This is a genomic window from Streptomyces sp. NPDC002181, assembly GCF_042890485.1.
Taxonomy (GTDB): domain Bacteria; phylum Actinomycetota; class Actinomycetes; order Streptomycetales; family Streptomycetaceae; genus Streptomyces.
In genome coordinates this window covers 21,576-45,884 of record NZ_JBIASC010000021.1, presented here as the reverse complement: position 1 = coordinate 45,884, position 24,309 = coordinate 21,576, and the positions used below count along the sequence as shown (strand labels likewise).

Below are 24,309 nucleotides of genomic sequence, written 5' to 3'. Positions count from 1 at the left end.
AACGCACCCGTGTCCGTCACCACCGACGAGTCCACCGAGACCGGTCAGGCCGTGGAGCGCCGGCAGCGCAGGGACTTCCGTCTCTTCATGTCCTCGCACATCTGCAACGAGCTGGGCGGCAGCATCACGTACGTGGCCCTGCCGCTGATGGCGGTGCTCACCCTCGACGCCTCGGCGATGCAGGCGGGTCTGCTGTCCGCCGCGGAACACGCGGCGTTCCTGCTGCTGGGCCTGCCCGCCGGGGCCTGGGTGGACCGGATGTGCAAGCGCCGCGTGATGATGGCCGCCGACCTCGCGCGCGCCGTCCTGCTGACGGCGCTGCCGGTGGCCTACCTGCTGGACCTGCACTCGATGCCACTGCTGTACGTGGTCGCCCTGCTGCTGGGCTGCGCCCGGCTGTTCGGCGACGTCGCCGATCAGAGCTATCTGCCGACCCTCATCGGCAAGGACACCCTGATCGCGGGCAACTCGAAGCTGGAGACCGTGCGTTCGGGGGCCGAGTTCGCCGGCCCCGGCATCGCCGGCTTCCTGGTGCAACTGCTGGGCGCGGCGGGGACGCTGGCCGGCCAGGCCGTCACCTCACTGGTCTCCGTGGTCCTGCTGGGCCGGATCGGGGCCCGGGAGGAGAAGCCGGAACCGGCCCCGCGCCGGCACCTGCTGCGTGACATCCGCGAGGGGCTGAGCTATGTCCTGAGCCACCGGATCCTGCGGCTCATCGCCCTGAACACGGCCGCCGTGAACCTGTTCCTCAGCGCGGTGATGGCCATCGAGGTGCTCTTCCTGACCCGGACCGTGGGGCTGCCGCCCGCGGCCGTCGGCTGGGTGCTGACGACGGCCACGATCGGCTCGGTGCTGGCCGCCACCGCCGCGGACCGGGTGACCCGGGCCGTCGGCGCGGCCCGGCTCACGTGGCTGTCCCTGCTGGTGACCATGCCCTTCGGGCTGCTGCTCCCGCTGGCCGACAAGGACTGGCGGATCGGCATGTTCGTGCTCGGATCGCTCGTCCAGTCGGCCGGCGTCACCCTGTACAACATCTGCCAGGTCACCTACCGGCAGACGGTCTGCCCGCCGCACCTGCTCGGTCGGATGACCGCCACCATGCGCTTCCTGGTGTGGGGCGTACTGCCTCTGAGCGGCCTGCTGGCGGGATTCCTCGGTGAACTCCTTGGCGTGCGGGACGCGCTGTGGGTGTGCGCCGCGGCCCTGTCGGCGGCCCCGCTGGTCCTGCTCTGCTCCCCGCTGCGGCGGATGCGCACGTTCGAGGACGATGCCCCGGTGGTCGGGGCCGAGGCCGAGGCCACGGGCGAGCGGTCGGCTCAGTAGCCCATCCGGAAGGCGATGTGGGTGAGCTGGGTCCGGTTCACCGCGCCGGTCTTGCTGCGCAGCCGGCGCAGGTAGGTGTCGACGGTGTGCGGGCTCAGCCCCATCCGGCACGCGATCATCCGGTAGGTGTCCCCCTGCGCGAGGTAGGCGAGGACCTCCTGCTCGCGGGGGGTCAGGGCGGGCAGCTCCGGCGCGTGGGCGGTGAGCGTGGTGTGCAGCATGTGGGGCTCCGGATTCCGGATCGAAGGAGAAGGAAGGCAGCGGGGCTCGGCACCCCGGCAGCGGTGCGATCACTTTGGGTGTGATCGCACCGTTTCGGACGTCCGGGGCCTGAAGTGGCCGGACACCCGCAGCTGTTCGTGGGGTCCAGCCTTTCGTCCTGCTTATCCTGGCGCCAGGGGGCGGGCACCTCACCAAAGTGCCTGGCAGTAAAGCGACCAGGGGCGAAAAAGGCAAAGTGGGGCAATGCAAACATCTGACGTGGTGCCGGATCCGAACAACGCCGATGTTGACATCGATATCTACGGCTGGGTGCTCGAACACCGCACGGTGGACGTGGACGCGGTGGCCGCCGGTACGGGGCGCGAGGCGGACGAGGTCCGGCGCAGTGTGTCCCGCCTGCGCGCCTCACGCCTGCTGCACGTGAGCCCGAGCGACCCGGCGGTCGCCTTCGCGGTGGCCCCGGACACGGCCGCCGAGCAACTCATCGCGCCTCTGGAGGCGCAGATCCGCGACCAGCAGCGGGCGATCAGCGGGATCCGCGAGGACCTGGGCCGCTTCCTGCCGCACTATCTGGGCCGCCGCTCCACGGGGGAGTCGCTGGAGGTCCTGGAGAGCCTGGAGGACGTGCGCGGGGCACTCAACCGGGCCTCCCTCAACTGCGCGACCGAGATGCTCAGCTCGCAGCCCGGAGGCGGCAGCAGGGTGCCGGAGGCGATGCAGGAGGCGCTGCGGCGGGACGAGACGATGCTCCAGCGGGGGATCTCGATCCGGACCCTCTACCACCACACGGCCCGCTTCAACGGACCGAGTCAGGCCTACGTCGCGGCCACGTCCGTCCTGGGGGCGCAGTACCGCACCGCGCACGAACTGTTCGGCCGGCTCATCGCCTTCGACCGGGAACTGGCTTTCATACCCGTCTCCGACGGCAGTTGGGGCGCCGTGGTGATCCGCGAGCCGTCGACCGTCGCCTATCTGTGCAGCATCTTCGACCAGACGTGGGACCTGGCCTCCCCGTTCTCGGCCGCCGCGGGTCAGGGGCTTGAGGAGGTGGCCCGGGAGATCCACGAGACCATCATCCGGCTGCTCGCGGCGGGGCTGAAGGACGAGGCCATCGCCCGTCGTCTGGGCATGTCGCTGCGCACCGCCCGGCGCCACATCGCCGACATCATGCAGGAGCTGGGTGCGGGCAGCCGCTTCCAGGCCGGTGTGGCCGCCGCCGCGCGCGGACTGCTGGACCTGGAAGAGGAGGCCGCCGGAGAGCCGGTACAGCCTTCCTGACCTGGTGTCACGCGTTCTCGTGTCTGTCGCGGTCGGCGGGCGTGTCGCATGCTGCTGGTATGCGACCCGTCGAGCCGCCGAACAAGAGGTGCACGTGATGGACATGCCGGATGAAGCCTGGGAACGGGAGGCCCCGCACCTGCGGGAGATCGTCCTGTTCCTCTCGGTCCACCTGGACCGGACGCCGGGTGTGCTGTGGCCCGAGTACGACAACCCGGCGTTCGGTGACATCGACGACGGTGACGACACCGTCGACGCCGAGGAAGTCGACGAGGTCGAGGACGCCGGCGACACCGGGGCGGGCTCGGCGGGCGGCGCTGTGTGCCCGGCGCAGGTGGACCGGTTCACCGCCGAACTGGCCTCGCTGACGGGCCTGTCCGTGCGGCTGGACCGGGTGGAGACGGCCGGGGCCCTTCCGGGGGTCGGTGCGGACGCGGCCTGGACCGGGCAGCCCGGGGGCCGGGAGCACCTGCTGATCCACCAGATGGCCGGCGCCGTGACCTGGCAGCTGGGCGGCACCGGCGAGAGCGGCCGGCCCGAGTCCTTCCAGTGCCGGCTGCGGCCCGGCGAGCTGCTGTACGTACCGGCCGGCTGGTCGCGTCGCCGCGTCGGCACGCCGCAGGCCCGGTACGCGGTCATCTGCCTCGGCAGCAAGGGTGATTGACGGCGCGAGAGGTGACAAAGGGGGGAGGGAGGATCGCGATGCGATCCTCCCTCCCCCCTTTCGACGGCCCCTACGGGCCGGTGGGATCAGCCACCCCAGGAGCTGTCGGCCGTGTCGCGGTTCCGGCCGCCGACCGTGGCACCGACCGTCACCACCCGGCCGTCGGACAGGACGATCTGACGCGCCGTCTGGGTGGTGGTGCTGCCAACGCCCCCGGTGGTGGTCGCCACGGTGGTCGTGGCCGTGTCGCCGTCGGCGGCCTGCGCGGCGCCGGCAGCGGGCAGCAGCAGCGCGGACGCGGCTACGGTCAGGGCGAAGACGTAACGCTTGAGCATGGGATCCCCAGGAGTACGAGCGGTCTGGTCCGGGCGCGGACCACTTTGTGGGCCGTCCGCGCCGGTCGGTGCAGGACCAACCTTGCCGTGCAGAGGGCCCCTCGGTGATCGATCAGGCTGCTCATCAAGCTGCCTGGCGCGATGGTGAGGGGCCGCAAAAGCGTATGGATCAATGCTATTCGGTCATGATTCCCGCGCCTACGGGGGCCGGAGAGTCCTGCTCCCGCCGGGCCGGCGGCTCCGCGCGCTCCGCCGGGCCCCGGCCGTCGAGTTCCCGCCACACCGGGAAGACCAACGGGGCCAGGGTGACCGTGAGGTACAGCGCCCCCGTCCCCAGCAGCGCAGGCACCAGCCCCGCCGCGTCCAGGGCCAGCCCCGCACCGAGCATGCCCAGCGGCGTCGCCGCCAGCGCGGCGGCCACCAGCAGGCCGAACACCCGCCCCCGTACCGCCTCGGGCACCCGCTCGTAGGCGACCGACATCATCAGCGGGCCCACGATCCCCGACCCGATGCCGGACAGGGCCAGGACCGCCAGCAGGACCGCCGCCCGGGGCTGGACCGCCAGCGCGGCACACCGCACCGCCCCGACCAGGACGAAGGCCCCGACGAAGACCGCGCGCCGCGGCATCCGGTGCCCCGCCCAGCCGTACAGGGCCGCCCCGAGGAGCGCGCCGGCCCCCATGGAGGTCACCATCGCCCCGAACAGGGCGCTGCTGCGCAGCACCTGGGTCCCGTACGCCGGGTAGAGCACCCCGTTCAGCGCCCCGTCCAGGGCATTGGTCAGCATCAGGACCCCCACCATCGCGCCCAGGAGCCGGTCCCCGCGCAACTGTCCCATTCCGAAGCGCAGTTCGCGCGTGTAGGAACCGCGTGGCTGCCCGTCGCCGACGGGGCGCGGACGGGTTGTCGCCGGTACCAGGGTCGCCACCACGAGGGCGCACAGCGCCATTGCCGCCAGGTCCGCGAACAGGGTGCGTACGGGGCCGACGGTCGAGATGAGCAGGCCGGCCAGCGGCGCGCCCGCCATCATGCCGATCCGGCGGGCCCCCTCGACCGCTCCCGTGGCCCGCTCCGCCGTGACGCCCGCGCGTTCCATCGCGCCGGGCAGGAGCAGTTGCTTGGAGGTGTCGGAGGGGCCGCGGGCCGCCCCGACCAGGAAGACCAGGACGGTCAGGACGGGCAGCGGCAGGGCGCCCCAGGCGTGCAGGAGCGGGATCAGGCCGATCGCCGCGGCCGTCAGCAGATCCGCTCCGACGCTGGTCGCACGGACGGGCAGCCGGTCGACCACCGGACCCGCGAGCACGGCGGAACACAGCAGCCCCAGCACCTCGGCGGTGGCGACGAGCCCCGTCCGGGTGCCGCTGCCGGTGCTGTGCAGGACGAACCAGGGCACGGCGACGAGAGTCGCCGCCATGCCGAGGGAGGAGATCCCGGAGGCCGCCACCAGGGCGCCCAGCGGGGTGCGGCGGCGCGATGACGCGGAGCCGCCGGGGTACGAGCTGGTCATACGGGGTTCCTTCCGGCACCGCCGCGCCGCCCGGCAGCCCGCGGTGGGGTCTGCCGGGCGGCGTGGTGCCCGGGGATCGTCGGGTCAGCCGGCCATGCTCACGCGGAGGCTGAGCGGGCGCATGTCCGTCCAGACCCGCTCGATGTGCGCGAGGCACTCCTCCTTGGTGCCGCGCACGCCCTGGTCGTGCCAGCCGAGCGGGACGGCCCGGCCGGCCTCCCAGAGGGAGTACTGCTCCTCGGCGTTGGCCACGACCAGGTACTGCTGCGGGGACGCGTCGTTCATGGTGATCTCCTCGATGGATCGGGAATGCGGAAGGGTTGGTGGTGGAGCGGGGTGGAGCGGGGTGGAGCGGGGCTGGAACGGGTCAGGAGGGCAGGGCCGCGGCCAGCAGCTCGGCCAGCGCCGCGCAGTGCGGGGGGTCCACCAGGTCGTGGTGGTTGCCCGGGACCGCAGCTCGCAGGACGTCGCCCGCGGTGCGTGCGTGCCAGGCCACCGGGTCCACCAGCGGGGTCCCGAGCTCCGGGTGCCGCTCGTCGACGGTGAAGAGGTGCAGGCCGACGCCGAGGACGGCGTCGGTGCGGTAAGCGGCGGAGGCCGCTCCGTTCGCCTCGGCGACCCGCAACACCCTGCGCAGGGCCTCCGTGGGGGCGGTACGGGGGAGGGTGCCCTCCGCGCGGCCCCGGCGCACCAGGACGTCGAGCAGTTCCTCCTCGTCCAGTTCGCGCGCCGAGTCGGCCTCGATCCCGGCGGCGATGCCGTACCGCAGCAGGTCCGGATCGCCCGGCCCGGCAGCCGTACCGGACCGGTTCCCGGGAGCCGCCCCCGGCGCGGCCGCGTCGATCAGGCCCAGGAAGGCGACCTCCTCGCCTGCGGCCTCCAGCCGGGCGGCCATCTCGTAGGCCACCGTCCCGCCGAACGACCAGCCGGCCAACAGGTACGGGCCGTGCGGCTGCTCCTCGCGCAGGGCGGCCAGGTAGCGCTCGGCCATCTCGGGCACCGTCTCCAGCGGCCTCTCGCCGGTGTTGTAGCCCACCGACTCCAGACCGAGGATCCGCCGGTCGCCCCCGGGGCGGGCGGACAGGTCCCGCACCAGGTCCCGGTAGCAGACGACGTCACCGCCCCGCGGGTGGACGAGGACCAGCGGAGGCCTGGACGGGTCACCGTCGGCCAGCGGTACCAGCAGCCTGGCGGCGGCCGCCCCCGCGTCCGGCAGCGCCTCGCACAGCAGCTCCACGGTGCGCCGACGGAACACCAGGTTCAGCGGCAGCTCCACCCCGAACTCCCTGCGCACGGCCGCCATCAGGGAGAACGCCTTGAGCGAGTGGCCGCCGAGCGCGAAGAAGTCGTCACGCACCCCGATCGGGGCCGTGCCCAGGGTCTGCTCCCACAGCCGCGCCATCCGCAGCTCGCTCGTGTCGCGCGGGGCGATCCGGCCCGCGCCGTCACCGCGCGCCGCCTCCGCCGACGGCGCGGGCAGCGCCTTGCGGTCGAGCTTGCCGTTCGGGGTGAGCGGGAGCCGCTCCAGCGCGGTGAGGACCGCCGGGACCATGTACTCGGGGAGGTCCTGGCGCAGGAAGTCGCCGAGCTCGCGCACGTCGCCCTCCGCGTCCCGCCAGGTCACGTAGCCGGCCAGGACGGCGTCCACCCCCGTGCCGTGGACGGCCACGGCCGCCGCCAGCACCCGCGGGTGGCGGGCGAGCGCGGACTCGATCTCGCCGAGCTCCATGCGGTGGCCGCGCACCTTCACCTGGCCGTCGGCCCGGCCCCGGTACTCCAGCGTGCCGTCCGCGAGGCGGCGTACGAGGTCACCGGTGCGGTACAGCCGTTCGCCCGCCCCGTACGGATCGGGTACGAACCGGTCCGCAGTCAGCCCCGGCCGCCCGTGGTAGCCGCGGGCCACCCCGTCACCGCCGATGTAGAGCTCGCCGAACACACCCACCGGCACCGGGCGCAGCCCCGCGTCCAGTACGTGCAGCCGGGTGTTGGCCAGCGCCGTGCCGATCGGCACCGGCCCGTCGCCGACGGGGCCGGACAGCCGGTGCGCCGTCGACCAGACGGTGGTCTCCGTCGGCCCGTACACGTTCCAGACGGTGCCCAGCGCCGTACGCATCCGCTCGGCCAGAGCCGACGGCAGCGCCTCGCCGCCGCACAGCGCCCGTACGTGCGGCGCCCGCCACCCCGACTCCATCAGCTGGTGCCAGGTGGCCGGAGTGGCCTGGACGACCGTGACCGGCGCCGAGTCCAGCTCCTTCGCGAGCAGGTTGCCGTCCCGCGCGGTCTCGCGGTCGACGACCCGTACCGTCGCTCCGCACACGAGCGGGACCAGCAGCTCCAGCACGGCGATGTCGAAGGAGGCGGTGGTGACGGCCGCGACCGTGTCACCGGCCGTCAGTTCCAGCCTGCGGACCATGTCCCGGGTGAAGTTGGCCAGCGCCCGGTGCGGGACGGTGACCCCCTTCGGGCGTCCCGTCGAGCCCGAGGTGTAGAGGGCGTACGCCAGCTGCTCCGGCTCCAGCCGCACGGGTGCGAGGTCGGCCGGCACGCTCCCGTCCGCGGCCAGGGCGTCGAGGTCCACCACGGTGACCCCGTCCGGGACCTGCGCGGTATCGGACAGCCCCGACACCACCATGACCCGGGCGCCGCTGTCCGCGAGCATGTAGCCGATGCGGTCGGCCGGATAGCCGGGGTCCACGGGCACGTACAGGCCGCCGGAGCGCAGCACGCCCAGCAGCGCCGCCGGGAGCAGCACGGAGCGCTCCGCGCAGACCGCCACTGCGGCCTCCGGACCGACGCCGAGGCGGGTCAGCTCCCGGGCCAGCCGGCCCGAGACCTCCCACAGTCCGGCGTACGTCAGGCTCCGGTCGCCGTCGTCCACGGCGACCGCCCGCGGGGTACGGGAGGCCTGCTCGCCGACGAGCACGGGCAGCGGCCGGTCGGCGGCCGGCTCGGCGGACCCGGCACCCGCGCACAGGATCCGGCGCTCCTCGACCGGACCCATCAGGGGAAGGGCGCCCAGCGGGGTCGTGGGATCGGCCGCCGCGGCCGTGAGCAGTTCGGTCAGCGCCGAGGTCATGCGCTCGACGGTGGCCCGGTCGAAGAGGTCGGTGGCGAACACGGCCTCGCCGCGCAGCGCGCCCTGCTCCTCGACGAAGTACAGCGAGAGGTCGAACTTCGAGGCACCGCTGGCCAGCGAGAGCGGTTCGACGTCCAGGCCGGCCGGCGCGGGCGGTGCGGCGGCCTCCTCGTCGAGCACGAGCATCACCTGGAACAGCGGGTTGCGGCTCAGGTCGCGCTCCGGCCGCACCTCCTCCACGAGGCGCTCGAACGGGACCTCCTGGTGGGCGTAGGCCCCCAGCGCCGTCTCCCGGGCCCGGTCCAGCAGCTCGCCGAAGGCGGGGTCGCCGGACAGGTCGGTACGCAGTACCAGGCTGTTGACGAAGAAGCCGATGAGCGGCTCCAGTTCGGTGCGGTCGCGGCCGGCGATGGGGGAGCCCACGGCCACGTCCTCGCCGCCCGACCAGCGTGCCAGCAGGGCCTGGAAGCCCGCCAGCAGCACCATGAACAGCGTGGCGTCGTGCCGGCGCCCCAGGTCGCGCAGCTGCCGCAGCAGCGGCTCGGGCAGCTCGAAGGAGAACTGCTCGCCGCGCCCGGACGGGGTGGCCGGCCGGGGCCGGTCGGTGGGCAGGTCCAGCGGGGCCAGGCCGCCGAGGCGCCCGCGCCAGTACCCCAGGGTGTCCGCGAGCGCGTCGTCGCCGAGGCGGTCGCGCTGCCAGGAGGCGAACTCGCGATAAGAGACGGCGAGTTCGGGCAGCGGCTCGGACCCTTCGACGGTGCGGGCCCGGTAGGCGGCGAAGAACTCCCGCCAGAACACCCCCACCGACCAGCCGTCGAAGGCGATGTGGTGGGCCACGATCACCAGCAGGTGCTCCCGCTCCGCGATCCGCACCAGCCGGGCCCGCAGCGGGCCCGCGGCCGTCAGGTCGAAGGGCAGCGCGGCGTCGTGCGCGGCCAGCTCCCGCGCCCGCTCCTCGGCCGCCGGAGCACCGAGCTCCGAGAGGTCGGTGAAGCCGGGGGTGAACAGGGAGACCGGACCGGGCACGACGCGGGCCGCGAAGGCTCCTTCACCGCGGCCTTCCCCGGTCTCCTCGATCCGGGAGCGCAGCACCTCGTGCCGGGCGACGACGTCCGTCAGCGCGCCCAGGGCGGCGGCGGTGTCGAGCTCCCCGGTCAGCCGTACGGCGCCGGGCATGTTGTAGTCGGGCCGGCCCGGCTGGAGCCGGTCCAGCAGCCACAGCCGCTGCTGCCCGAAGGACAGCGGGCCGGGCCCCTCGGGCAGCGCGGGGATCGCCGGTCCCGTCGCCCCGGCGGCGCCCAGCGAGGCCAGCGCCCGGGCGAGGTCTTCGGCCACCGGGTGGCGGAAGAGCAGCTGCATCGGGATGTCGAGCTCCAGCAGGGCGCGCAGCCGGGAGATGACCCGGGTGGCGCGCAGGGAGTGCCCGCCGCGCTCGAAGAAGTGGTCGCGGACCCCGATCGGGCCCTCGCCGAGCACCTCCTCCCAGACCTCGGTGACCGTCCGCTCCAGCGGGGTGCGCGGGGCCACGTGCGCCCGGTGCCCGCCGGTGGTGCCGGCCTCCGGCGCGGGCAGCGCGCGGCGGTCGGTCTTCCCGTTCGGGGTCAGCGGCAGCGCGTCCAGCACCACCAGCGCGGACGGCACCATCGCCGCCGGCAGGGCCGCGCGGACGAAGTCCAGTACGGAGGCCGGATCACCGCCGCCCTCCCGCCACACCACGTACCCGGCGAGCAGCCGGTCGGCGCCCTCGCCGTGCGCGGCGGCCACGGCCCGGGCCACGTCCGGATGACGCAGCAGCGCGGCCTCCACCTCGCCCAGTTCGATCCGGTGGCCCCGGACCTTGACCTGGTTGTCCCGGCGGCCGTGGAACTCCAGCACCCCGTCGGAGCGCAGTCGTGCCAGGTCGCCGGTACGGTACATGCGCGCGCCGGGCGGCCCGTACGGGTCCGGCGGATAGGCCTCGGCGGTGCGCGCCGGATCGCCCAGGTAGCCGCGGGCCACCCCGCGGCCGGCGATGAACAGCTCACCGATCGCGCCCCGGGGCAGCGGTTCGAGGTGCTCGCCGAGCACGAGGACCCGGGCGCCGGGCAGCGGCCGCCCGATGGGGATGCGGCCCGCCTCGATGTCGGCGTCCGTCACCACGTGGTACGTGGTGGTGTTCGTGCACTCCGTCGGACCGTACTGGTTGACCAGCCGCAGCCGCCCGGGCGAGCCCAGGGCGTGGGCGGCGCGCGCCAGTCCGGGCGTCAGCGCCTCGCCGGTGGTCATCACCAGCCGCAGCGCGGCGGCGGGTTCGGTGACGGCGGCGACCAGCGGTTCCAGCATCGACGGGACGATCGACAGCAGCGCCGTCACGCCCTCGCCGTGCAGCAGCCGGGCCAGCGCCTCCGGGTCCCCGGCCTCGTCCTGCGAGGCCAGCACGATCCGCCCGCCGGTGGTCAGCGGGGCGAACAGGTCACGCACCGAAGGGTCGAAGGTCAGCGCGGTACGGGCGAGCACCGAGTCCTCGGGACCGAGGCCGAAGGTGGTGGTCAGCGCGGCCAGGTAGCCGGTGATGGCGCCGTGCGTGACGGCCACGCCCTTGGGGCGGCCGGTGGACCCGGAGGTGTACAGCAGATAGGCCAGGTGCGCGGGGGAGGCCGGGACGGGCGGCTCCGTGGCGGGCAGCGTGTCCACCACGTGCTGCTCGGCGTCCAGGTCCAGGACCGGTACGTCGCCGGTCAGGTCCGTGGGCGGCCCGCCGGGCAGGCCCGCCGTCAGCACCAGGTGGGCGCCGCTGTCGGCGAGGACCGTCCGGACCCGCTCGGCCGGGTGTCCCGCGTCGAGCGGCACGTAGGCGCCGCCGGCCTTCAGCACCGCGAGGACGCACACCAGCATCCGCGGGTCCCGGCCGGCCAGTACGGCCACCCGGGTCTCGGGGCCGGTGCCGAGCTCCCGCAGGCGGTGGGCCAGCCGGTTGGCGGCCGCGTCGAGCTCCGCGTAACCGATGGTGCGGCCCTCGCAGGTCACGGCCGGGGCGTGCGGCCGCAGCCGGGCCTGTTCCGCCACCAGGGAGTGCAGGGTCCCGGCCGCCGGCCGGTCCGCCCGGGGACCCGGGTCCTCCCCGAGCAGGGCGGCGTGTTCCCGCGGGGACAGGACGTCCAGTCGGGACAGCGGCGCGTCGGGGGTCTCGGCCGCACCGGCCAGCAGCCGCAGGTAGTGGGCGCCGAACCGCTCGACGGTGGCCCGGTCGAAGAGGTCCGTCGCGTACTGGACGGTGCCGGTCAGACCGCCGGGGTGCTCGGTCATCGCCAGACTGAGGTCGAATTTGGCCGTCCCGTTGGAGGTGTCGAGGCTCTCGACCTCCACACCGTCCAGCGGCAGCGCGTCGAGCTGCTCGGGATGAAGCTGGAACAGCACGTCGAACAGCGGGTTGCGGCTGAGGTCGCGCTCCGGCCGCAGCTCCTCCACCAGCCGGTCGAAGGGAACGTCCTGGTGCTCGTACGCGGCCAGCGCGGTCCGGCGCACCCGCCCTAGCAGTTCACCGAAGGCCGGGTCGCCGGACAGGTCGGTGCGCAGCACGAGGGTGTTCACGAAGAACCCGACGAGAGGCTCCAGCTCGGTGCGGTCGCGGCCCGCGATGGGCGAGCCCACCGCGATGTCGACCTGGCCCGTATAGCGGGCCAGCAGCGCCTGGAAACCGGCCAGCAGCACCATGAACAGGGTGGCGCCGCGCTCCCGGGCCAGCGCGCCGAGCCGCTGGGCGAGCTCGGCCGGGACCTCGAAGACGAAGGCGTCGCCCGCGCCGGAGCGCACCTGCGGCCGCGGCCGGTCGGTGGGCAGCTCCAGGGCCGGGAGCCCGCCGAGGGCCGCCCGCCAGTGCGCGATGCCCGCGTCGGCCTCCCCGTCCGCCAGCCGGCGCTGCTGCCAGTACGCGAAGTCCCCGTACTGGACCGGCAGTTCCGGCAGCACCGGACGCTCGCCGCGGCGCAGGGCCGCATAGGCCCCGGACAGCTCCCGCCACAGCACCGGCATCGACCAGCCGTCGCCGACGGTGTGGTGCAGGACCAGGACGAGGAGGTGCTCGTCGTCCGCGACCCGCACCACGCGGGCCCGCAGCAGCGGCGACGAGCCCAGGTCGAACGGCGCGGCGGCGTCGGCGTGGGCCAGGCCGAGCGCCCGCGAACGGGCCTCCTCGCGGGGCAGGTTGCCCAGGTCGGTGCGGACGGGGACGAAGACCCCCGGCGCCTCCACGATCTGTACGGGGCCCGACGGGCCCTCGGCGATCCGCGAGCGCAGCACCTCGTGCCGGGTCACCACCGCGCACAGCGCGGCGGCCAGCGCGTCGGCGTCCAGCGCGCCCCGCAGCCGGGCCGCGACGGGAATGTTGTAGTCGGGCCGGCCGGGCTGGAGCTGGTCCAGGAACCACAGCCGCTGCTGCGCGAACGACAGCGGCGCGGGCTCCCCGGCCGGCCGGGCGCCGATCGCGGTGACGGGGGGCGCCGCCGGAGCGGCGGCGTCGGGGCCGTCGCCGTGCAGGGCGTCCAGCGCCGACGCGAACCGCTCCAGCGTGGGGTGCTCGAACAGCACCCGCAGCGGCACGCCCCTGCCCAGGCGGGCGCCGAGCCGCGACACGGCGCGCGTGGCCCGCAGCGAGTGGCCGCCGAGGGCGAAGAAGTCGTCGTGGCGGCCGATCCGCCCGGTGCCCAGCACCTCGCCCCACACGGCCGCGGCGAGCTCCTCGGTCGCGGTCGCCGGCGGCGCGAACTCGGCCCGGAGCGCCCCCTCCTCGGGGGGCGCGGGCAGCGCGCGCCGGTCCAGCTTGCCGTTCGGCGTCACCGGCAGCGCCGCGAGCGACACGATCGCCGAGGGCAGCATGTACGCGGGCAGCCGGTCGGCGAGCGCCCGGCGCAGCTCCGCCGGGTCCGCCACCAGGCCCTCCGAGGGCACCACGTAGGCGACGAGGCGCTGCTCGCCGGGGGTGTCCTCGCGGACCACGACCGCGGCGTGTCCGACCCGCGGGCTGCGGGCCAGTTCGGCCTCGATCTCGCCCGGTTCGATCCGGTGGCCGCGGATCTTGACCTGCTGGTCGCTCCGGCCGAGGTAGTCGACGGTGCCGTCGGGGCGCCGCCGGGCCAGGTCGCCCGTGCGGTACATCCGGGCGCCCGGAGCGCCGTACGGGTCGGGGGTGAACTGCCGCGCGGTCAGGCCGGGTCGGCCGAGGTAGCCGCGGGCCACGCCGGTACCGCCGACGCACAGTTCGCCGACGGCGCCCTGCGGGACCGGGCGGCCGCGCCCGTCCAGGACGTACAGGCGGGTGTCGTCCAGGGCGGTGCCGATCGGGACCCTGCCGTCCACGACGGCGCCGGCGCGGGGGTCCAGCCGGTGGCGCGTGGCGAAGGTGGTGGTCTCGGTGGGCCCGTAGACGTTGACGAGGACGGTGTCCGGAGCCTGCTCCAGGGCCCGGGCGAAGGAGTGCGGGGAGGCGGCCTCGCCGCCCGTCCACACCTCCCGCACCCGCGTCAGCAGCTCCACGCACTCCTCGACCACCAGGTTGAACAGGGCGGCCGTGAGGAACATCGAGGTGATCCGGTGCTCCTCCACCAGCCGGGCCAGGGCGGCGGTGTCCACCCGGCCGGGCGGGGCCATGACCACCAGCCCGCCGGACAGCAGGGGCGCCCACAGTTCGTACGTCGAAGCGTCGAACGACAGCGGGGAGTGGGCCAGCACCCGCCGGTGCGCGGCGCCGAAGGCGGTGTCACGGGCGAGCGCCGCGACATTGGCGTGGGTGACGCCGATGCCCTTCGGCTCGCCCGTGGAACCGGAGGTGTACATCACGTAGGCCAACTGGGCCGGCGAGCACGGCGGGTAAGGGGCCGGTGCGGCGGCCGCAGCCCCGTCCGCCGGGGCCGTCGCGTCGAGGACCGCAACGGGCGAGGTGCGGACCGCCTCGTGGCCGGCCGTCGCGGGATCGGCGAGCAGCAGGCGGGCGCCGGTCCGCTCCAGCATCCAGTGCAGCCGGGCGACGGGGAATCCCTCGCCGAGCGGGACGTAGAGTCCGCCGGCCTTCAGGACCGCAAGGATCGCCACGGGGAGGTGGACCGAGCGCTCCATCAGCAGGGCGACGGGGGTTTCGCGCTCCACCCCGGCGGCGGCCAGCCGGGCCGCCAGCAGGTCGGACCGGGAGTCGAGTTCGGCGAAGCTCAGGCGGTCGGTGCCGCAGACGACGGCCTCGGCGCCGGGGGTGCGCCGGACCTGCTCGGCGAACAGCTCCACCAGGGAGGCCGGGGCCAGGTCCGGGCGGACCGTGCCGTGCCCCTCGGCCGCGAGCCGGGCCGCGGTCGGGGCGGAGGGCAGCAGCTCGGCCACGGGACGGTCGGGCTCCTCGGCGGCGGAGGCCAGCAGCTCCAGGTAGTGGCCGAGGACGAGTTCGGCCGTGGCCCGGTCGAACAGGTCGGTGTCGAAGACCAGCGAGCCGGAGCAGGTCTCGGCGCCCTCGGAGACGAAGACGCTCAGGTCGAAGAGGGAACCGCCGAAGTCGGTCCGTACGGCCCGCGCGTCCAGGCCCGGCAGCCGCAGCCCGGCCGTCTCGTCCTGGGCCGACGCGAACATCACCTGCACGAGCGGGTTGCGGTCGCCGACCCGCTCGGGGCTCAGGTGCTCCACCAGCCGGTCGAAGGGCACCTCCTGGTGGTCGTACGCGTCCACCGTCGCCCGGCGGACCCGGCCGAGCAGCTCACGGAACCCGACCTCGCCCGACAGATCGGCGCGCAGCACCACGGTGTTGACGAAGAACCCGACGAGGGGCTCCAGTTCCACCCGGTCGCGCCCGGCCACCGGGGTGCCGACGGCGATGTCCGTGCTGCCCGCACAGCGGGCCAGGGTGGCCTGGAAGCCGGCCAGGAGCGTCATGAAGAGGGTGGCGCCGGCGCCCTCGGCGATCCCGCGCAGCCGGGTGGTGAGGTGGGCGTCGAGGGTGAACTCCAGGCTCGCGCCGTCGCCGCTGCGACGGGTGGGACGGGGCCGGTCGGCGGGCAGTTCGAGAGCTTCCAGCCCCGCCAGGGACTTCTCCCACCAGCGCAGCTGACCGTCCATCGCGCCGCTCGCGAACCGGTCGCGCTGGGTACGGGCGTACGCCTGGTAGTCCAGCGGCAGCGGCGCCTGCGCCAGGGGCCGCTCCGCGAGCAGGGCCGCGTAGCCCTCGGACAGCTCCCGCCACAGCAGGCCCATGGACCAGCCGTCGGTGGCGATGTGGTGGACCACCAGCACCAGCAGGTGGTCCTCGGCGCCGAGCCGGATCAGCAGGGCGCGCAGCAGCGGGCCGGCCGCGAGGTCGAAGGGTCTGCGGACCTCCTCGCGGGCCAGGGCGTGGGCCCGCTCCTCCAGTTCGGCGAGGGGGGCGTCGCCCAGGTCCAGCACCGGCAGCGGGACGGCCGCCGGGGCGGGCAGGACCACGGGGTGCGGGGCGCCGTCGCGCTCCTCGAAGACGGTGCGCAGCGGTGCGTGACGGGCCACGACGGCCGTCAGGGCGTGGCGCAGCGGCTCCGGGTGCAGGCGGCCGCGCAGCCGCACGACCTCGGGGATCGCGTAGCCGGGGGTGCCGTCCGCCATCCGGTCCACCAGCCACATCCGCTCCTGGGCGAACGAGGCGACGGGCTCGCTGTCCGGCCCGTCGGCGGCCGGAGCGGGGACCGGCGCCGGCGCGGCGGCCGGGCCGGCCGCCGTGTCGTCCAGCGCGGCGCGCACACGGCGGCGCAGCAGTTCACGGGCGGCGGCCAGGCGGCTGTCCGTGCCGGTGGCCGGCAGGCTGTCCTGGGTGGTCACGAGGTCTCTCCCTGAAGTACGAGTGAAGGAACGGCGGCGTCGGTGGCGTCGGTGGCGGCGAACGGGGCGGGTTCGGCCTCCAGTTCGGCCAGCAGCACCGCTTCGACGGCGATGGCGAGGGCGGCGACGGTCCGCTGCTCGAAGAGGGTGTGCAGGGGCAGGTCCAGGCCGAGGGACTGGCGCAGCCGGGCCGCCACCCGGGTGGCGCTCAGCGAGTGCCCCCCGAGGGCGAAGAAGTCGTCGTGGCGGCCGATCCGCGGCGCGTCCAGTACGGAGGCCCACACCATGGCGACCAGTTCCTCGGTCTCCCCGGCGGGCGGCTCGTACCCGGTGGCGGCCGCCGCGGCGGGCGCCGGGAGCGCCCTGCGGTCGAGCTTGCCGTTCGGGGTGACGGGCAGCCCGTCCACGACGACCAGCACCGGCACCATGTACTCCGGCAGGGAGCGGGCCAGTTCGGCACGCATCGGCTCGGTGTCCGGCGCCGGGTCCGCCCCGGCCTCCGGGACGACGTACCCGACGAGCCTGCGCTCGCCCGGGACGTCCTCGCGGACGACGACCGCGGCCCGGCCGACGCCGCCGAGGTGGCCCAGCGCCGTCTCGATCTCGCCGAGTTCGATCCGGAAGCCGTGGATCTTCACCTGGTCGTCGGTGCGGCCCAGGTACTCCACCGAGCCGTCGGCCCGGTGGCGGGCCAGGTCCCCGGTGCGGTACATGCGCGAGCCCGGCGGGCCGAAGGGGTCGAGCGGAAAGCGCTCCGCGGTCAGTGCCGGGCGCCGCAGGTATCCGCGGGCCAGGCCCGCGCCCGCCAGGAACAGCTCGCCGGCGACCCCCACCGGGACGGGCCGGCCCCGCGGGTCGAGCACGTACAGCGAGGTGTTCCAGATGGGCCGGCCGATCGGCACGGGCCCGGCGTCCTCGCGGCGGCAGTCCCAGTGCGTGACGTCCACGGCTGCCTCCGTGGGCCCGTACAGGTTGTGCAGGGGCACGTCGAGCACATCGAGGAACCGGTTCTTCAGCTCCTCCGGCAGGGCCTCGCCACTGCACACGACCCGCCGCAGCGACCGGCAGCGGCCCGCCCCGGGATCCTCGACGAACGCCGCCAGCATGGACGGGACGAAGTGGACTGTGGTGACCGACTCCTCCTGGATCACCCGGCTGAGGTAGGCGGGGTCCTTGTGCCCGCCGGGCTCGGCGACGACCAGGGCCGCGCCGGTGATCAGCGGCCAGAAGAACTCCCACACCGACACGTCGAAGCCGAACGGGGTCTTCTGCAGCACCCGGTCGTCCGCGCCCAGCCGGTACCGGTCCTGCATCCACAGCAGCCGGTTGACGATGGCCGAGTGCTCCACGACGACGGCCTTGGGCCGCCCCGTCGACCCGGACGTGTAGATCACGTACGCGGGGTGCGCGGGCAGCGGCGCGGGCCCCGCCGCACCGGGATCCCCGTCGTGGACGGCCCCCGGATCCAGCCGGGGCACGTCCGCCGGGACCGGCAGTGCCGCCGCCACCTCGTCGTCCGCGAGCAGCAGCACCGGCCCGGCGTCGGACAGCAGGTACGCGATCCGGTCCGCCGGCAGCGAGGGGTCCACCGGAAGGTAGGCGGCCCCCGCCTTCAGCACGGCCAGCAGCGAGACCACCATCTCGGTGGAGCGGTGCAGGGCGACCGCGACGATCTCCTCCGGACCGGCGCCCCGGGCGCGCAGGGCCCGGGCCAACCGCTCGGCGCGGGCGTCGAGTTCGCCGTACGTCAGGCACTCGCCGCGGAAGACGGTCGCCGGGGCCTGCGGCGTCCGGGCCACCTGCCGCTCGAACAGCTCCACCAGCGTGGTGTCGGGAACCGGCACGGCGGTGCCGTTCCACTCGCGGATCAGCCGGTGCTGCTCCGCGGACAGCAGGTCCACCTCCCCGACCGCGGTGGCGGGGGCGTCGGCGACGGCCGTGAGCAGCCGCTCCAGCGCCTCGCCCAGGCTGCGCGCCGTCCGCGCGTCGAGGACGTCCGTACGGTGGTCGAGGTGCAGCCGCAGCCGCTCACCGGGCAGCACGATGAGGTTGACGGTGTAGTGGGTGGCGTCCGAGCCCTCCACCCCGGCCAGCCGCGGTCCGCCGGCCAGCTCCCGCATCGACTCCAGGTCGAGCGGGTAGTTCTCGACGACGACCGTGGTGTCGAAGAGGGCGCCCAGCCCGGCCGCCCGCTGGATGCCGGCGAGCCCGACGTGCTGGTGGTCCATCAGCTCCGCCTGCTCGTCCTGGAACCGGCCGAGCGCGGCCAGCAGCGGCTCGTCCTCGCGGATCCGGAACCGCACCGGCAGGGTGTTGATCAGCAGGCCGACCATGTCCTCGATGCCCGCGACGTCCGCGGTCCGCCCGGAGACGGTCCCGCCGAACACCACGTCGTCCCGCCCGGTCACCCGGCCCAGCAGCATCGCCCAGACTCCCTGGACCACGCTGTTGAGGGTCACGCCCGCGGTACGGGCCCGCGCGGTGAGCCGGGCCGTCAGCTCGGCCGACAGCTCCACCGGGACCCGCTCGGGCAGCGCGTCGATCCGGTTCGGATCGGCCGCGCCCAGCAGGGTCGGCTCCTCCAGCCCGGCCAGCGCGGTGCTCCACGCGGTCTCGGCCGCGGCGTCGTCCTGGCGGGCCAGCCAGTCCAGGTGCGAGCGGTACGGGACCCCTTCCGCGACCGGACCGGACCCGGCGCCCGGGGCCTGCTCGGCGTATCCGGTGAGCAGTTCGCGCAGCAGCACCGCCGAGGACCAGCCGTCCCAGACGATGTGGTGGTTCGTCATGACGAGGCGGTGCTCGGCCGCGCCGAACCGGACCAGGGTGAAGCGCACCAGCGGCGGCCGCTCCAGGTCGAAGCGGCGGGCCCGGTCGGCCGCGAGCAGCCGCTGCCACTCCCGCTCCCGGTCCGCGGAGCCGAGTCCGCCCAGGTCCACGGCCTCCCACGGCACCGCGACGGATTCGACGACGATCTGCGCCGGCCCGTCCAGATCCCGGTCGGTGAAGGCGGAGCGCAGCGCGGTGTGGCGGCGCAGCAGCCGGTCGCAGGACGCCCGCAGGGTGTCCTCGTCCAGGGCGCCGGCCAGGGTGAGGACGATCTGGCCGGTGTACGCGTCCATCGCCCCCGTGTCGAAAGCGGAGTGGAAGAAGAGCCCCTCCTGGAGCGGCGAGAGCGGCAGCACGTCGCAGAGCCCGGCGTAGCGCGCGGCCAGGGCGTCCGTCTCCGGCTGCGTCAGACGGACCATCGGCAGGTCACGGGGGGTGAGGCGGCGCGGTCGGGGGGCGCCCGTCCAGCCGGCCAACAGCCGCAGGGACTCGCCCCAGGCCGCCACCAGGTCGTCCGCCTCGGCCTCGGTCAACAGGTCCGCGGGATGGGTGACGACCGCGGTGAAGGCGGTACCGTCGGCGCCGTCCACGGCCATGGCGTCGATCTGCAGGGCGTGCTCGACGGGCATCGCCGGATCCACCTCGGCCCGCAGGCCGCCCGCCTCGGGGGCGGGGCTCCACGGCGCCTCGCCGCCGCCGGCGAACCTGCCCAGGTAGTTGAACAGGATCCGGGGGCGCGGGAGCCCGGACAGCTCTGCGGCGGTTCGCGGATCGAGCCTGCTCAGCAGCCCGAACCCGGTGCCGTGGTCCGGTACGGAGGCGATCGTCGAGTGGATCCGCGCGACCAGCTCGGCGAGCGCGTCGCCGCCCCGGGCCGCCGCGTCCAGGTCGAGGCCGTCCAGATCGAACCGGACCGGGTACTGGGTGGTGAACCAGCCCACGGTGCGTGCCAGGTCGTGCCGGCCGGTGCGGTCGACGCGGCCGTGGCCCTCCAGGTCGACCAGCAGCGACCCCGGGGCGCTGCCGGGGGAGCGCAGGCGGTGGGCCGCGAGGACCAGTCCGGCGAGCAGCACCTCGGCCGGGCCGGTGCGCAGCGCGCCGGGCACCCCGGCCAGCAGCGGGCCGGCGACCTCGGCGGGCAGGCCGAGCGTCAGCGTGCGCGTGGCGCCGGCGGTGTCCCGCACCGGGTCGGGGATCCGCTGCCAGGGCTCCTGCGGTTCCGTGGCGTCCCCGGGGGAGTCCAGCGTCGAGCGCCAGAAGGGGAGCTCGGCCTGCACCTCGGGGGAACCTGCCTGCAGTTCGAGATGGTGGGCCCACGCGCGGAACGAGACCTCCCCCTCCGCGGCCGGCAGCGGACGCCCGGCGACGGCGGCCTCCCAGGCCGTGGCCAGGTCGGCCGTCAGGATCCGCCACGACACCCCGTCCACCGCGAGGTGGTGCACGCACAGCAGCAGCCGGTCCGGCGCCGCCCCACCGGTGTCGAAGCGCACGGCCCGGAGCATCGCCGAGGTCGCGGGGTCCAGTTGTCCGGACGCCTCCCGGGCCGCGTCAGCCATGATCGCGGCGCGGGCGGATTCGTCCGACCCGGCCACGTCGACGGTGCGGTACAGCCGGGACACGTCGACCGAACCGGGCTCGCCGACCGTGCACAGCCGGCCCTCCGGGCCGGTGGTGACGCCGAGGCGCAGCGCCCCGTGCCGGTCCACGACCGACTCCAGGACCCGTACGAGCGTCGCGTCGTCCGCGCCCTCGGGCAGGGTCAGCACCATGGACTGGCTGAACCGGCCGATGGGACCCGGCCCGTCGAGGAGCCAGCGCATGACCGGTGTCGCGGGGAGCGGACCGCACTCCGCGACGGTGGGAGCGGCGGTGGCCGCGGAGGCCCCGTGGCCGGGCTCGCCGACGGCCGCGGCGAGGGCGGCCGGGGTCTTGTGCGCGAACACCTCGCGCAGGGTGAAGGAGAAGCCCCGGGCCCGCGCCCGGCTGGTCAGGCCGAGGGCCGTGATGCTGTCGCCGCCGAGCTCGAAGAAGTTGTCGTCCGGGGTCGCGGTGGTGCCGAGGGCTTCGGAGAACAGGGCCGCGAGGGTCTGCTCGGTGGCGCCGTACACCCGCTCGGGGTGCTCCGGACGGGCCGCGACCTCGGGTACGTGCAGCCGTGCGCGGTCGACCTTTCCGCCCGGGGTGAGGGGCAGCCGGTCCACCGCCACGAAGGTGCGGGGCACCATGTAGCCCGGCAGGACCCGACCCAACTCCGTCGCCAGCGCATCCGGTTCGGGCGCCGGGCCGCCGTCGGCCGGCGGTGCCACGAAGGCGACGAGCCGGCGGGATCCGCCCGCGGGGGCGTGCACGACGACCGCGGCCTGCCCCACCGAGGGCTGCCGGCCGAGCACCGCCTCGATCTCGCCCAGCTCGATCCGGTGGCCATTGATCTTGACCTGTCGGTCCACCCGCCCCAGGAACTCCAGTTCGCCCCGCGCCGTCCAGCGCACGAGGTCGCCCGTCCGGTACATCCGCGCACCGGGCACCCCGGAGAAGGGGTCCGGCACGAAACGGTCGGCGGTCATGGCCGCGCGCCCCGCGTACCCGTGGGCGAGGCCGGCACCGGCCACGCAGAGCTCGCCGGTCGCTCCCGGCGGCAACAGCCCCAGCCCCCGGTCGACCACGTACGCACGGTGGTTGACCATCGGGCGCCCGATCGGCGGGATCCGGCCGTGCGAGGGCGCAACCACCCGGTGCATGGTCACGGACACGGCCGCCTCGGTGGGCCCGTACGCGTTCCAGACCTCGCGGCCCTCCGTGGCCCAGCGGTCCACGGCGTCCCCGGACGGTGCCTCACCACCCGTGGACAGGAACCGCAGCGCCGGCAGTCCCGCCGGGTCCAGCAGCGGCAGGAGCGCCGGCGGCAGGTCGGCGACCGTCACCGCGTGCTCGGCGAGCAACGCCTGGAGCCGGTCGACGTCGACCCGCTCGGCGTCGGTGGCGAGGACCAGGGTGGAACCGCTCAGCAGAGAACCGAACACGTCCAGGACCGACACGTCGAACGACAGCGAGGCGAACCCGAGGAACCGTTCCGTGCGCCCGGACCCACCGGAACCGCCGGCGTCGCCGGACCCGAGGCCGTCGCCCGCGCCGCACAGCGCGAGGTGGCCGCGTACGAAGTCGACGGCCGCCGCGTGCGGGACGACGACGCCCTTCGGCTCGCCCGTACTGCCCGAGGTGTACAGCAGGTACGCGGCGGACGCGGCCGGCATCGGTACGGACCTGCGGCCGAAGGCGGAGCCGGCGGCCGGCGCGCTCGCGTCGACCACGCTCGGCAGGTCGTGCGGCAGCCGGTCGCGGCTGCCCGGCCCGGCGACGACCGTGCGCAGCCCGGCGTCGCGCACGATGTACGCGATGCGCTCGGGCGGCAGGCCGGGGTCGAGCGGTACGTAGCAGCCGCCCGCCTTCAGGACGCCGAGCAGGGCCGCGACCATCGACGGGGAGCGCTCCACGCAGACGCCGACCGGGGTGCCCGGTTCGACGGCCGCCCGCAGCCGGTCCGCGATGTCCTCGGCCCAGGCGTCGAGCTCCCGGTAGGTGACCTCCTGGCCGGCGCAGATCACGGCGGCCTGCTCGGGGGTGCGCGCCGCCACCTCCTCGAAGAGCGCGTGCAGCGACGCGTCCCCTGCCACGGGGTCGACGCCGCCCTCGGCGAAGGCGGCGAGCCGCTCCTCGTCCTCGGTGGTCAGGAAGGGCAGCGAGCCGACCGGAGCCTCGTCCTCGGCCGAGGCGAGGGCGACCAGGAAGCGGGTGAACCGCACGCGCAGCGCGTCGAGTTCGATCCGATCGAGGTCGGCGGCGTCGCCCTCGGCCTGCACGGTCAGCGGGCTGTCGCCGCCGCGGTCGTAGACGTTGAGGGAGACGTGCTCCACCGGGCCGACCGAGAGGTTGTGCGCGGAGGCGGGAGCGCCGGCGAAGGACAGCTCGTAGTCGAAGGACATGAGGTTGACGGCGGCGTCCCACAGCCGGGGTCCGGTCCCGGTGAACTCCTCGATGCGGTACCGCTGGTGGCGCAGGGCCTCCTTGATGCCGGCCGAGGTGCCGCGCAGCAGTTCGCCGACCGTCGTGTCCGCGGTGACCGTCAGCCTCAGCGGCAGCACCTTGGAGAACATGCCGGGTGTCCGGCGGGCGTCCGGGGTGGTGCGGCCGGTGACCGGCAGCCCCAGCACCACGTCCTCGGTGCCGCCCGCGCGGTGCAGGTGGGCGGCGGCCGCGGCCATCACCAGCGCCGACCAGCGCGTGCCGTACCGGCGCGCCGCCTCGCGCAGGGTGCGGGCGTCGGCGGGGTCGAGGTCGCCGCTCACCCGCACCGTCGTACCCGAGGCGGGCGCCGGGACGCTGCCGGTGAAGGAGACGGGCTCGGGAGCCCCGTCCAGGTGGGCCCGCCAGAACTCCCGGTCGTTCGCGCACCGTTCGGAGCCCGCGTACTCCTCCTCCTCGGCCACGATCCGCTGCCACGGCGCGCTTTCGACGGCCGGCACGGGCTCGCCCGCGACCAGCGCCGAGTACACCTGCGCGGTCCGCCGCGCGAGGATCGAGCCGGTGACCCCGTCCGCGACGAGGTGGTGGTAGCCCTGCATCCAGCGGTAGGTCGCCGGACCGGTCCGCACCAGGAGGTGCCGGCACACGTCCCCGGACGCCAGGTCCGTCGGCCGGGCCAGCTCGGCGCGCATCAGCCGCTCGGACTCGGCGTCCGGGTCCGGGTGGTCGCTGACGTCGACCGTCTCCATCCGCAGCGGCGGCGGCCCGGCGGGTATCTGGTGGACCACCGCGTCCACCTCGGCGAAGCGGACGCACAACGTCTCGGTTTCGGCCACCGTCGTGCGCACCGCCTCGGCGAGCAGCTCCGGATCCACCGCCCCGCGGATCTCCAGGTACTCGGCGATGGTGTAGTCGAGGCGGGCGGGGTCGAGCTGCTGCGCGAACCAGACGCCGTTCTGCGGCGGGGTCAGGGGCAGCGGCCCGCGGTCGTGAGTGGCCATGCGGTGGTCAGTCTCCTCAGTCGGATCGGTCGATCAACGACGACGTGAGGCCACTGTCCGCGACGGCCGGAGGGTCCCGAAAGTCCCACTAATACGCCTCTTGACGACGCCCGATGAGCCCGGAGAAATCCTCGGTACCGCGATCCCGTGACAGCTGGATCCGGGCAACGAGGTCGGCTGCGCACTCCGCGGACCCGGGAGGGGCCGACGGTGCGGGCGCGGATCCTGACATCGACGTCGAGGCATGCGCGCGGGCC

9 protein-coding genes are annotated in these 24,309 nt (G+C 74.9%); 3 read left to right on the top strand and 6 right to left on the bottom strand.

Annotation, left to right across the window (positions count from 1 at the left end):
* Window positions 1–9 precede the first annotated feature (9 nt).
* Window positions 10–1,323, top strand: a complete 1,314-nt coding sequence (locus ACFYXV_RS32940; protein WP_389384928.1) for an MFS transporter — start codon at window positions 10–12, stop codon at window positions 1,321–1,323.
* Here ACFYXV_RS32940 and ACFYXV_RS32935 read toward each other — a convergent pair.
* A complete protein-coding gene (locus ACFYXV_RS32935; protein ID WP_385473715.1) occupies window positions 1,317–1,544 on the bottom strand; it encodes a response regulator transcription factor in 228 nt (75 codons plus the stop codon). The two genes, ACFYXV_RS32940 and ACFYXV_RS32935, sit on opposite strands and share 7 nt — an antisense overlap.
* Window positions 1,545–1,788: 244 nt before the next feature.
* Here ACFYXV_RS32935 and ACFYXV_RS32930 point away from each other — a divergent pair, with 244 nt between their 5' ends.
* Both ACFYXV_RS32930 and ACFYXV_RS32925 read left to right on the top strand, forming a co-directional pair.
* Entirely contained in the window at window positions 1,789–2,823 is a 1,035-nt protein-coding gene (locus ACFYXV_RS32930) for a LuxR C-terminal-related transcriptional regulator (protein ID WP_389384927.1), read from the top strand.
* Between the two features lie 97 nt (window positions 2,824–2,920).
* A complete protein-coding gene (locus tag ACFYXV_RS32925) occupies window positions 2,921–3,487 on the top strand; it encodes a hypothetical protein (protein WP_389384926.1) in 567 nt (188 codons plus the stop codon).
* Between the two features lie 86 nt (window positions 3,488–3,573).
* Here ACFYXV_RS32925 and ACFYXV_RS32920 read toward each other — a convergent pair whose 3' ends face one another.
* The 5 genes from ACFYXV_RS32920 to ACFYXV_RS32900 form a co-directional block, all read right to left on the bottom strand.
* Window positions 3,574–3,822, bottom strand: a complete 249-nt coding sequence (locus ACFYXV_RS32920) for a hypothetical protein (RefSeq protein WP_385473976.1) — start codon at window positions 3,820–3,822, stop codon at window positions 3,574–3,576.
* 175 nt (window positions 3,823–3,997) lie between these two features.
* Complete coding sequence (locus tag ACFYXV_RS32915; RefSeq protein ID WP_389384925.1) at window positions 3,998–5,329, bottom strand: MFS transporter; 1,332 nt, start codon at window positions 5,327–5,329, stop codon at window positions 3,998–4,000.
* An 84-nt stretch (window positions 5,330–5,413) separates the two neighbouring features.
* Window positions 5,414–5,614, bottom strand: coding sequence for an MbtH family protein (locus tag ACFYXV_RS32910; protein ID WP_389384924.1), 201 nt, complete (start codon window positions 5,612–5,614; stop codon window positions 5,414–5,416).
* Window positions 5,615–5,696: 82 nt separating this feature from the next.
* A complete protein-coding gene (locus tag ACFYXV_RS32905) occupies window positions 5,697–16,205 on the bottom strand; it encodes an amino acid adenylation domain-containing protein (protein ID WP_389384923.1) in 10,509 nt (3,502 codons plus the stop codon).
* Window positions 16,202–24,052: an amino acid adenylation domain-containing protein gene (locus tag ACFYXV_RS32900; protein ID WP_389384922.1), complete on the bottom strand. Its 7,851-nt coding sequence runs from the start codon at window positions 24,050–24,052 to the stop codon at window positions 16,202–16,204. The genes ACFYXV_RS32905 and ACFYXV_RS32900 overlap by 4 nt, the downstream gene beginning before the upstream one ends.
* Window positions 24,053–24,309 lie beyond the last annotated feature (257 nt).